Origin of the sequence: Anaerocolumna chitinilytica (assembly GCF_014218355.1) — a bacterium.
Taxonomy (GTDB): domain Bacteria; phylum Bacillota; class Clostridia; order Lachnospirales; family Lachnospiraceae; genus Anaerocolumna; species Anaerocolumna chitinilytica.
This window is the reverse complement of record NZ_AP023368.1, coordinates 2,772,033-2,784,210: the sequence shown is the minus strand read 5'-3', so window position 1 is coordinate 2,784,210 and position 12,178 is coordinate 2,772,033. Positions and strand designations below refer to the sequence as shown.

Annotated in this window: 10 protein-coding genes; 1 reads left to right on the top strand and 9 read right to left on the bottom strand. The window is 38.1% G+C overall.

What is annotated here, in order from left to right:
* Positions 1-25: 25 nt before the first annotated feature.
* Genes bsdcttw_RS12060 through nifH form a run of 3 tightly spaced genes read right to left on the bottom strand, consistent with a single transcriptional unit; the run spans position 26 to position 2,175 of the window.
* Positions 26-376 carry a NifB/NifX family molybdenum-iron cluster-binding protein gene (locus bsdcttw_RS12060; RefSeq protein WP_185259604.1) on the bottom strand — a complete coding sequence of 117 codons (351 nt, stop codon included), beginning with the start codon at positions 374-376 and terminating at the stop codon, positions 26-28.
* Between the two features lie 24 nt (positions 377-400).
* Positions 401-1,270: a radical SAM protein gene (locus tag bsdcttw_RS12055; RefSeq protein ID WP_185259603.1), complete on the bottom strand. Its 870-nt coding sequence runs from the start codon at positions 1,268-1,270 to the stop codon at positions 401-403.
* Between the two features lie 26 nt (positions 1,271-1,296).
* Positions 1,297-2,175, bottom strand: coding sequence for a nitrogenase iron protein (nifH, locus tag bsdcttw_RS12050; RefSeq protein WP_185259602.1), 879 nt, complete (start codon positions 2,173-2,175; stop codon positions 1,297-1,299).
* 362 nt (positions 2,176-2,537) lie between these two features.
* Here nifH and bsdcttw_RS12045 point away from each other — a divergent pair, with 362 nt between their 5' ends.
* Entirely contained in the window at positions 2,538-3,479 is a 942-nt protein-coding gene (locus bsdcttw_RS12045; RefSeq protein ID WP_185259601.1) for a coiled-coil domain-containing protein, read from the top strand.
* Between the two features lie 80 nt (positions 3,480-3,559).
* Here bsdcttw_RS12045 and bsdcttw_RS12040 read toward each other — a convergent pair whose 3' ends face one another.
* The 6 genes from bsdcttw_RS12040 to bsdcttw_RS12015 all read right to left on the bottom strand — a co-directional run bounded on the left by bsdcttw_RS12040 (position 3,560) and on the right by bsdcttw_RS12015 (position 12,069).
* Positions 3,560-4,561 (bottom strand): LacI family DNA-binding transcriptional regulator, encoded by a 1,002-nt coding sequence (locus bsdcttw_RS12040; RefSeq protein WP_185259600.1) that lies wholly within the window; start codon positions 4,559-4,561, stop codon positions 3,560-3,562.
* A gap of 81 nt (positions 4,562-4,642) precedes the next feature.
* Positions 4,643-5,590, bottom strand: coding sequence for a glycoside hydrolase family 16 protein (locus bsdcttw_RS12035; protein WP_185259599.1), 948 nt, complete (start codon positions 5,588-5,590; stop codon positions 4,643-4,645).
* Between the two features lie 141 nt (positions 5,591-5,731).
* On the bottom strand, positions 5,732-6,688 hold the full coding sequence (locus tag bsdcttw_RS12030; RefSeq protein WP_225903845.1) for a carbohydrate ABC transporter permease: 957 nt from the start codon (positions 6,686-6,688) through the stop codon (positions 5,732-5,734).
* Between the two features lie 2 nt (positions 6,689-6,690).
* The gene (locus tag bsdcttw_RS12025) at positions 6,691-7,602 is read right to left on the bottom strand and encodes a carbohydrate ABC transporter permease (protein WP_185259598.1); all 912 of its coding nucleotides are present in this window, start codon (positions 7,600-7,602) and stop codon (positions 6,691-6,693) included.
* Positions 7,602-10,007 (bottom strand): DUF5696 domain-containing protein, encoded by a 2,406-nt coding sequence (locus bsdcttw_RS12020; RefSeq protein ID WP_185259597.1) that lies wholly within the window; start codon positions 10,005-10,007, stop codon positions 7,602-7,604. Before bsdcttw_RS12020 ends, bsdcttw_RS12025 begins: the two co-directional genes overlap by 1 nt.
* Positions 9,997-12,069, bottom strand: coding sequence for a YIP1 family protein (locus tag bsdcttw_RS12015; protein WP_185259596.1), 2,073 nt, complete (start codon positions 12,067-12,069; stop codon positions 9,997-9,999). Before bsdcttw_RS12015 ends, bsdcttw_RS12020 begins: the two co-directional genes overlap by 11 nt.
* Positions 12,070-12,178: the final 109 nt, after the last annotated feature.

Below are 12,178 nucleotides of genomic sequence, written 5' to 3'. Positions count from 1 at the left end.
GGTAACAACCTTTTAAGTACTAAAATTAATATATGAAATTTACTTTCTCATCATATTCCATCAATTTTTGTATGGCATTATCAAAATAATCTCTTATTACCAATACCGTAACACCTTTTTGATTTAATACATATTCTGCACCAGGCCCAATCTGGCTTACCAAGACATATTTACAATCCGCAAGTTTATCTGCTATTGTATTTAATGCACTGGCATCATGTTCCCCTCCCATACAGATTGCTCTTATCCTTCGTTCTTCCAATAAATGATATGACCGATTGTCATTTACTTCACTGATGTAAAAAGTCTCTGTTCTTCCAAAATGCTGATTAATAACTTTTCCATCACTGCTTGCTACTGCGATTTTATATAACATTATGCCCCCTTCTTCTTTTAACCATTAACCATGAGAAAAAGTCTCCTTTGCAGTCAATTTGCCAAAGTATATCTGCTCGGCATATTCCTTTACTCCCGGTATTCCGACCGCATCTGCTCGGCATCTTTGGCAATGCCTGAAAACATCTATATACTTACCAGCTTGTTGCCTGGCCCTCTCAATCTCCGCACAACCTGGAGCTTTAGCAGCCTTTAAAGCATGTTGGGGGATAAGCGGGATAATATTATATATTGAAGCCCCGGCTTCGCTGACAGCTTTTGCAATTGCTTCAATATGTTCATCATTTATTCCCGGTACTAAGACCGTATTCACTTTAACGGTGATTCCTGAACTGGCTACTTTTCTTATTCCCTTTAATTGGTTAGTGATAAGTATAGCTGCTCCTTCTTCCCCTTCATAGAACCTTCCATGATAACTGATTCCAGAGCAAAGATTTGCTTCAATAACCGGATCGACAGCATTTACGGTAACAGTGAGGCTGTCAATACCAACAGTGATAATCTCCTCAGCCATTTCATAGAGTAACAGCCCGTTGGTGCTCATACATTTGAGCAGATCCGGGAATTCGACCGCCAAAGTTCTAAATGTATTCAATGCATGGGGTGAAGCAAGTGTATCACCGGGACCCGCTATTCCTGCCACTGAAATCTCCGGACAAAGCTGCAATGCTCTTCTAATAGTCTCTATGGCTTCCTCTTCCTTTAGTATTGCCTTTGCAACACCCGGCCTATCTTCTGTTTCATTGAATTTTCTGTCGCAAAATTTACAGGCAATGTTACAAGAAGGACTGACCGGCAGATGAATACGGCCCTTATTGATTTTATTACCTCCAAAACAGGGATGGGAATTCTTTAAATTCATGTAATTATCCATACTTACCCCCTTAATAACATGATAGGCTATAGATTCACTGCATTTTCTGTTCTGACCGTTCCTGTCTCTAATGCCAGGAGATAGTCCCCCCACCTGGCAGCCCATTCTCTTAATTCATTGGTGGCCAGTGGTGCCGGGATTTGAGATGTGGTATGTGCCGCTATTTTACTTGCAAGAGAACGATAAACATCCGCCTGAGCAGATTTTGGTGCCGCTTCAATGGTAGTCTTACCCTGAAGCTCACTTTGGGTCACCGTAACAGAACGGGGTACATATTCCACTACCCGGGTATTTGTCTGTTTAACAAAATCATCAATGATTTCTTTTGCATAAGGAGCATTAATAGAATTCGCAATCACTCCTCCCAGGAGCGCTCCTCCGGAATTGGAATACTTATAGATGCCTTTAAACAAGTTATTAGAAGCGTAAACAGACATAAAATCAGCAGAAGATACCGTAAAAACATGTTCTGCTATACCCTCCCTAATCGGAACTGCAAAGCCCCCGCAGACTACATCCCCCAGTACATCATAGATTACATAGTCCAATTCCAGCTCTTCAAAGGTTTTCTGTTGTTTAAATAATTCAACTGCCGTAATAATGCCTCTTCCTGCACAGCCAACACCCGGTGCAGGACCTCCTGCTTCTACACAATAAATCCCCCGAAACCCTTCAAATATTACGTCGGTAGCTTTCACTGTACTTTTTTCTCTTAAAGAATCTAATACTGTTGGTATGTATTTTCCATTTCTTAGCGTGTTTGTAGAATCACTTTTCGGATCACAGCCAAATTGCATCACCTTATAGCCCATCTCTGCCAATGCGGCAGAAATATTAGATGTGGTTGTAGACTTGCCAATACCACCTTTTCCATAGATTGCAATCTGTTTAGCCTTTTTTGCCATATCTTCCTCCATTTCTGTATAACGATGCAAGTTTCATCTTTTCTGATAGAAAAGAAAAAGACCTCAGAAAACAGGGTATGTTTTCTGAAGTCTCTAGTTGTCTAGTCAACTTACAAGTGCATAAAACAATATTCAGGGTTAGATATCATACTATTTATATATGATTATATGTTTATTGATAGTATAAATATACTTCCACTCTTTGTCAAGTAATTTTTATTTTCATTTGTATTCCATTTATTAGCAAAATGTCAGCATTACTTAATGTATTTTTAATTTTTTCATGTTAAGATAAAAGTATGTTCGAATCAAGAATATATTTGTGGAGAAAGATATTATATTACTGGAAAGGGTGTAGGAAAATGTTTGATACTATTAATCAAAAGCTGGAGGAAAACCGAAAGGGAATGGATAGATACCAGCGTCTTGGCAGTAAACTGGCAGATTACAGAAAACAATTGGAGGAACTGGAGGTAAAGCGCTATAACCTACAGCAGCAACTTACCAAAGAGGAAGAAGAATACGACAGTTTGTTTAAAAAGAACCTAAATAATCTTGTCTTGGATTTACTTAATAAAAAAGAGAAAAAAGAAACAAAAGAATATCAGGATGTTGTTACAGCTAAATTAAAGCTTGATGAGGCTGAAAAACAGGTTGCAAATATCTTATTGTCCATACGAAGTCTGGAGGAGGAAAGGGTTCAATACTCCGAATGTGAAGGTATTTATCATAAACTTTATACAGAAAAATATAGACTTTTATCAGAAAGCAATCCTGAAAATACAGAAAAAATGAAAGCCCTTGAAGAGGAAATTAATTTCCATACAAAAAATCTAACAGAAATAGAGGAAGCTCTAAGAGCCGGCCGTTTAGTACATGATAAAATTACAGAAGTACGTAAAAGCCTCGATGATGCACATGGATGGGGCACTTTTGATTTATTAGGTGGCGGACTATTAAGTGATATGATGAAGCATTCTCATCTAGATGATGCTCAGGAATTGATAGATGAAGTTCAGTCTCTTTTGCATCAGTTTCATTCAGAACTGGCAGATATACAGATTAATGAAAATATCAGTATTCAAATAGAAGGCTTTACGAAATTCGCAGACTTTTTCTTTGACGGAATCTTTTCCGATTGGATGGTCCAATCAAAAATAAATTCTTCCATACAATCGGTTTCTGATCTGGAAACGAAAGTTGACAGAGTAATATACCAGTTGCATGGAGCAAAGACATCCAGTGAAGCTTCTTTGGCTCAGGCTAAACAAGAGCTGGATAATTTTATTAAGAATACAATATAATAAAAAAGTAACCGGTGTTAATAAAACCCCGGTTACTTTTTATTGACTAGCTATCTTAATAGCCGGTATACCTCATATTCTTAACCAATACGAAGCTTACAGGAGTCTCTAATTACCAGAGTAGGGGACAAGCGGAAAACTCCTCCCTGCTCACTCTCATCGCTTTGCATTAATCTTATAATCTCAGTTGTTGCATAGGTTCCAAGCTCGGCTACAGGACTGTGAACTGTAGTAATAGAGGGGGTATTATATCTGGCAACCGCATTGTCATCAAATCCGACCACGCTGATATCATCCGGTACCCGAATTCCTCCTTCCATAAGAGCTCTTACACATCCCCAGGCCATTTCATCATTACCACAGAAGAAAGCTTCCGGTAATTTTATACCTTTTAGTAAAAATACCCTCATCTCACTGTAAGCTAAGGCTTCTTCAAAATAACCTTTTAAGATTATTGATTCGTCAATAGGGAGATTATATTTTTTTAAGACATTCACATAAGCACTATAACGGCATTCATCATCAAAATTATAAATTCCATGGAAGTAACCAATTCTTCTGTGTCCTTGTTTAATCAAGTACTCCATAGCAAGAGTAGCTCCCTCCATGCTGTCTATGATAACACTGGACATATGCTCAGCACTGTATTCACGATCAATAAATACAAGCGGCATGTGAGCCATAGCAAGTCTGTTAATATACTCCTGAGATAAATGCTCATTTAAAACAATCGCACCCTCTACGCCTGAGGAAATTATCATACTGTAGATTTCTTCACTGGTATTTTCATTGCTAATGTAGATATTCAGCTGATATCCTTTAATCTTACATTGTAAATGTATTGCCTGTATCAAGTCCTTATAGAAATCGCCCTGAATACTGGTCAAAAATAAACCGATAGAGTTCTTTTTATTCGACTTTAAAAATTTTGCATTCATATTTGGAACATAGTGAAGCTTCTCAGCCGCATCCAGCACCTTCACACGGGTTTCTTCGCTTACTACATCCACATTGTTAAGAACATTGGATACCGTAGATATTGCTACTCCTGCTTCTTTGGCCACATCCTTTATTGTTACCATTATGGTTTCTCCATTCGCCTTTCCAAAATTATTCCAAGTAATGTGTCAGCTATTAGCTGTCTCTGCTAACGACAGCATTGGCTATTTGCCGACAAGGCTGTTAATTTCATCACTTTGATAAACCCTTACATAATCCACTTCCATACGCTGAGGAAAAATAGAAGTATCAACGCCTTTTACTCCGCCCCAGTTGCCTCCTACTGCTATATTCAACAATAGATGCATTTTCTTATCAAAGGGCCATTCCTTATAACTTGGATTCTCTTTGTAATCTGCAGGCATAAAAGTAAAGTAAGTATCACCATCCATTTGAATCTCTATCTTATCCGGAAGCCAGATTAGAGTGTAAATATGAAAATCCTCACTGACACCTTTTAAATACTTTGTAGCAGTTTTTTGGGTATTTATTGTATGATTATAAGACTGAGTATGTACGGAGGCATGAATTGTATCCTGATTATACCCCACATGCTCCATAATGTCAATTTCTCCGGAAGCCGGCCAGGACCCATATTCCCAGTCTGTAGGCAGCATCCAGATAGCCGGCCAGGTTCCTATTCCTTGTGGAAGCTTAGCACATACTTCAATCTTGCCATACAACCAGTCAGCCTTATTTTTGGTCACCATTCTGGCGGAGGTATACTTCATCCCCTCCTTCTCTTCTTTCCTGGCTTCTATAATAAGCTTACCATCCTTAACCCAGGCATTATCTTCCTGCGTATAATATTGCAATTCATTATTGCCCCATCCGCTGCCACCAATATCATAGCCCCATTTCTCTTCGTCAGGAGCTCCGTCTTTATCAAATTCATCGGACCAGACAAGCTTATAATCTAAGCTGTTTTCATCATAATTATATCCTTTTGCCTTCACCTCGTAGTTTTCCTCCTCTTTTGCTGTCTCGGGATTTACGTAAGCATCTGATGCCATGCTTCCAACCGGATATGAATTCTCCTTCTGACAACCGGAAAGGACTGCACTAAGTGAAAGCATAAGTATCATTATTTTTATCCCCTTATTATATCCCATCTAGCTAACCTCCATCACCGATATCCATCTTTTTGTATTTTCCAAATTCGCTTCTTGCCCTTCCTCAGCAAACCTCAAGTATGTGCCGAGGATTTCGCAGGCACATACTTGTGCAGGAAAAATTGCTTTTTATTTTTCCTGCTACTCTCCAGTTATTCCGGTATTTTCAATACCCTGTATAAATTGCTTTTGAACAAAGGCGTAGAGTATCAAGAGTGGTGTTATGGATATTAATGTAGCTGACATTTTATAAGCTTCATTTATCCTGAATTCTGCCGTAGCCGGGCCAGCATTGGCATACGCCTGAAACACACTGTCAAAGATATTTAGCTTCGCCGGCAGCAGATCAATACTACTTCTTACCAAAGTTCCGGTTATGTAGGTTTCATTCCAGTTCCAAACCAGTGAGAACAGAAATACCACCAGGACAGTAGTAGATGAAAGCTTCATTACAATTTCCACAAATACCTGTCTTGGACTTGCACCATCAATCATGGCAGCTTCATCCAAAGAATGAGGTATCAAGTTAAAGAAATTATAAAATATCAGAATTAAAACAGTTGAATAAACTCCTTGACCGGTGATAGACATTAATATCTGAGGAATTGGTGTACCTATCAGGTTAAAGCCTAAAAGGTTCTGGGCTGATATGAATATCATAAGTCTTGGAATCATAAGCAGCGGTACCGGTATGATAAAAGCAATGAGTATCATAACAAACCAAATACGCTTTCCTTTGAATTCATATCTGGAGAGTGCAAAGCCCGTCAAAGCTGAAACAACAGTTTGCGCAATGGCTAAAAGTGAAGAAAACCATATGGAATTAAACAAGGTCTTCTTAATATCAAGAACGTCAATGGCAACTTTTAGATTGTGAAAGGAAGGATGTTTAGGCACCCATTCCACAGAAGGGTCAATAACATCATTTCCGGACATAAAAGCCATGGAAATCATACGTATAATCGGTTCCAGATATATGTAACTGATACAGATAAGTACAAAATAAATACAAATCTTTAAGAAGGTCTTAAACTTACCGTTATGGAGGAATCTCCGAAATTTTCTTTTAAGTTTCATATTACCTAAATCTGCTTTCAATCTCAGTGCCTCCTTTCCTTCTTATCACGGAACATTAAAAATGCAAGGCCAATGATAAGCAATACCGTAAAGCTGTAAATCCAAGCATAGGTTGCAGCGATGCCAAGTCCGCCGCTGGTATTTTCCATCGCAGTTTTTATCAGTGTATATACCGGATTCGTTGAAAAAGTACCAAGCTGTGCTATGGTAAAGATTGTTACTACCAACGCAATAGGTTTGATAATTGGGATAGTAATCTTCCACAGGGTCTGCCAGGCATTGGCCGAATCTATCTGAGCAGCCTCATATAGATTTGGATTGATCTTTTGTAATCCGTTAATAAACAGAATAATGGGTATTCCCGTAAACCACAGAATAATAGATAACTCTCTGAAAATTCCGATGAGCACTTCTGCTGCAGATCTGGAATAGGCACTGATCATCTGGAGAATAAAAATGTTGTTATACTCTCCTATCTGGGCTAATTGGTTTGCTTTCGTGGTAGAATCAACAAGCTGGTACATAACCGGTCCTGATAAAATAATAACCGGAAGGAAATAGATTGTACGCAACGCTCCCTTTAAAAAGGTAATATGGTTTAACAGATATGCCAATATGAATGCTACGATAACAATAACAAATGTGTAGGGAATAACCATCCGCAAAAATGCTAACATAGCAGGAGTAAAATCAACATTTTCGAAGAAGGTCATTACATAATTATCCAGCCCGATAAATTTTATCTCAAAACCAACTACTGTCTGCTTTACCTCTGTAAAACTCAATACAATTGTAAAAATAAAAGGGATAGCAGTAAATACGATAAAACCTATAATCCATGGAAGCATGAAGAGATATCCTCTTTTATTCTGTCGTTGTTTAAAGGATTTCATCTTCTTGGGTTTCAGTGTTTTTTCAAGTTGCTTCGTGCCCATTACTTTTCGCCTCCCTCTGGAATAATTACTGCGCTTAGCGGAGGTATACTTACAGCTTTTACATTAACGGTATCCTCTGTATAATTAATCACAATATTTTTTACTGCTCCATTCTTTTGATAGCTGTTTAGAATCACCCCATCCTGTATCACACTTCTATTTACCCATTCAAATCCATTTACCTGGCTTAATATCACATTCACCTTATCATAAACAGATTTAATCAGACCTCTGTATTGTGCAAACTCCGTAGAATATAAATCGGATGAAGCAGTTGAAGCCAGATTATAAGAAGGTTCTTTTGTTACAATGAAAGATGGGTACAGATTATAATCTATCATCCTTAAAATATCCGACTGGGTATAGAAGGAGAAGTTTGAATAAGGTGCATACATTTCCATGGTACCGTTTAAAACTAACTGCAGAAAAGGTACAGCGTCGGTCTCAAATACATATTGGGAAGTGCCGACAGGACTTTGAAGATATCTGTCAGTATATTTCCAAAGATACATATTAGGAGCTTCCATATTAAACTTTACTTTACCCTCGGTCTTCTCAAAGGTTTTCTCGTAGAGTGCAATCGTATCCGTAACAGAAGTTTCAAGTCCGTTGCTGGAGTAACCGGATAATAATGTATTTGAAATTCCTCCCACTGTCATAGACTCTGAATACTTAGAAAAGCGCTTAAACTGAGTAGTGAACCACTGAGCGCTTTTTTCAGGTGTTGCAAAGCCAAAATTATCAACAGGGACATTATTTTCATATAATGCTCCTTTATCAAATTCCAGATACCAGGAATTTACATGTCTTGCCGCTGTTCCATTGTAATTCAGCATCAGTTTATTAATGGTTGTATAATCAACTGCCTGAGAGATATCAATATTCTTATCTTTAAATTCCTGAATAAGCTTCTGAAACTCCTTCCTGCTTCCGATGCTCTTTGAATATTTGTCCTTATATGGTTTCGCCAGAGTTTCCCCATTCTTTTGCCATCCATAAAGACCGCTGTTTATATTCTTGATACCATCTGACAATAAAGTGTTTAGCATCTCTTTTACATCGTTCGCGGTGGTTGTAACTACCTGTTCCGTACCTACAATACTTTTCTTGGAATCTGCCATCATAAAATCAAGACGAATAGGAATATCTCCAGCGGTTTCTTTTTCTTTCAGGACACCTGTTTTTATAAGATGGTCTCTGTATACTTTAGCCATACCGGTATAATCAGCTGCTGGTGTACCGTCTTTTCCATCACCTGCCAGAAAAGAATAGGTCATCTCAATGTCAATCTTATTAGGTTCCTTCATCAAAGTGAAATAGCCGTCACCCTTCTTGTTATATACCTGAAAATAATTCACATTATAAACGAATCTTGGATAAGCCCAGTTATAATAGGTCATATTCTCTTCCGGTCGAACTGCAACCTCCATATATTCCCCACCTTTATCTGCATAGGCTACAAAGGCGGCCTGGCCGTTGCCATGAGCGATACCAAACACCGGCATTACCGGCTGTTTTAAAGGAATAGCATCCGTAAGTTTGGATTGATAATAAGGAGCCTGGGAATAATCCATGCCATAGACATCTCCTGCGTAATTGGAAAAGGATACGGAATTATCCTGGAAACGAATCAAGCTTCCGCTGCCGTCAGGTACCATGACATAACCGGGAATTTTGTATTTCTCCACTTCAATATCATACATACCGGAATCCTTGTTATAAATTTTATTCTTACCGCCGTTGGCTCCCAGGAAAGGTGAAATATCTACGGATACCAGTGTACTCTTTCCCTTACCGGTTATTTCTTCATAAGGGATCTTATAGGTAATGGAATCTTCTCCAAAGGTAATGTATACCTTCATTTCAAGCTCAATGGTCTTAAAATTAATATCCAGCCTTCTGGTTGCTGGGTTATCATTTAAGGTCATAAGAGTGGAATCTACCCCATCCTTGGAGGCGGAGGAGATATTCTTTAGAGATTCAGCTTCGTAATATTCCACTGTTATCAAGGAATTAGCAATGCCAATATAGGTAGTATTCATTTTTGCTTCTTCCGGAACTGCCAGCTTTTTAGCCTCCTCCGGAGTTGCAGCATCCCTAATCTGCTGGTCTATCACGGCATTAAAAGGAATATCAAGACCTGTTTTCCAGGTATAGCCGGTCCTCTTGTCCTGTATAGCTAATATATCTCTGTCTTCTCTGTAATAATAAGCCACCGTGTTTGTCTCATAGAGAAGTTGATACTCATTCATACTTACAATATCATATGTTACCTTATCCGGTGCCGGTTTTGTATCCCTGTTCGTTGTAAGGTATGCACCATTTGCCTGACTGTAGGAAACAAACAGCAGTATAAGTACTGCAATCAGGATTACTGCTTTCTTTTTCCGTAGGTTACAGAACATTTTGTGTTATCTCCTTTCCTAATGTCAGGAGGAACTGCCATAAGCGTTCCCACATAATAATGATAATTAACAGCATAATTGCCGCTATAATCATAAATATAAAGGTTAAAATCAGACTCATGACATTTTCTCTGAAGGTATAGTCATGTACTGTCAAAAATCCTATAAATATTAGAATAATGCTCCAGACAACGCCTATGTACAATATAATAGTCAATATAAAGGCTTCATTGGTAGTCAGAAAATAAGATAATGCTGTAATACTAACCATCGACGTAATCACCGGTATCATACTATAAGCCGGTATCATATATACCTGCTTGAAACTTCCGTCACCCTCTTTTATAGAAGTAACCAAGTAATTGCTCACAATAAACAAAAAGAGCAGAAAAAAGAATCCGATTACGATAGCATTAATATCCATATCTTCAACAGCTTTGAATTGATAAACAAAACCTTTCTTCGTTTGATACGCCATAAATGATATAAACATAAGGAGATACAGTATAGTTGCACCGAATACACTTCCTCCCCGTTTTACTCTAATATCATAATATCTGTCCAGGGGATGCCTTGGTACTCTAAATCCATATAGGATACCTCTTAAATAATGATTACTGCTGATTTTACTCCAGAAATTCCTGCGGATTTCACGTACTCTTTTCTTTTTATCTATATTCTTCACAATAAAAGATATCAGCCATAGAGTAAAGATAACTCCGACAAAATACTTTAGTCTTTCCTGTATCCAGGTATTACGTACTTCCCAGAAAGCTTCCGAATAGTACTTACGATTACCTGCTACTTTAAAATGCTCCATAGCATCTTTATATTGTCCGGCATGCAAATATGCTTTACCGACTCCGTTATGGGCCAGTACAGACATTTCATTTAATTTTAATACCTCATTCCATTTATCCAAAGCTTCTTTATATAATCCTTTTTCGTATAGACCTATGGAATTGTATACCATTTTGGCATAATCGGTAGGCTTAAACGATTGTACATATCCTTTATCACCGTCAATGGTCCAGATATCTCCCTCTCTGTCCACTGCTATGGAAGGCAGTGATGTATAGAGACCCGATATATCTAGATCTGATATGAAAGAGCCGAACTCAAAAATCAACTCTCCACTGGAGGAATAAACATCAATGTAACCATAGCTGTTACTGGTATAGATGATTCCCTGGTTATCAACAAACACGTCTGTTAAAGAATCGTAACTCCATACCGGGTCTTTAAACATATTGCCTCCGGCAGTATTATGCTTCTTTAAGCCATCATTATTGGAACCTATGGTCGTTGTATAAACAATACCTTTATTATCCAAAAAGATATTGGAAAAGGTAGTTGGAACTCTTGGTATCAGATTTTCCAGCTGAGCTCTGGTGAAAATAGCATTCTGCATTGCTTGCATAAAAGTCAGCTTTGTTTTATTTACAGTAAAGTAACCAAGAAATTCACCGGCAATGCTAAGCTGAATAACTCCGTTGTATACACCTTCACCGATTATATACATATTACCGCTCTTATCCACTGCAATCTTAGATGGTTCAAAGGGAGTATCGGAAAAGGATGGTGCCTCCGGCCTTCCGATACTTTCAATTAAATTAAAGTTTTTATCAAAATGAAATACTTTTTTAGCTCCGACATCCGCTACATAGATGTCACCATTCTCCGTTACAAAAACACCTTTTGGGGTAGTAAACTCCTTAAAACTCAGGATATCAGAAATCTTTCCTTCCTGAATATTATACTTTACAATCCTCTTGTTCTGGGTATCGGCAATATAGAGCATGTCGTTCCCATCAATATATATATCTTCCGGCTTCATAAGACCCAAATCAGTTATTGTCTTATCCGGCAGATATGCATCCTGAGTCCTTACATAATGGCCCTTTTCATTTAAAGTATAAGTATAACTGGTTGCCTGGGAAGCCGATACCGTAATCGGAGGCAGCAAGCAGCCTGTAAGTATAAGGCTAATCATTGCCATTGCTGCTATCCTGACAGCCAAAAGGTTACGCCTTATTCTCATAATTCGATTTTCCTTTTTCATTCTATTCCCTTTCGCGAATGTCAAACCTTCCATTTGATATCCCTCAATATGTTAACGAAAGACAGCAGGTATCAAATCTTAGATTTAAAATTCCTGAATATGTAATTAA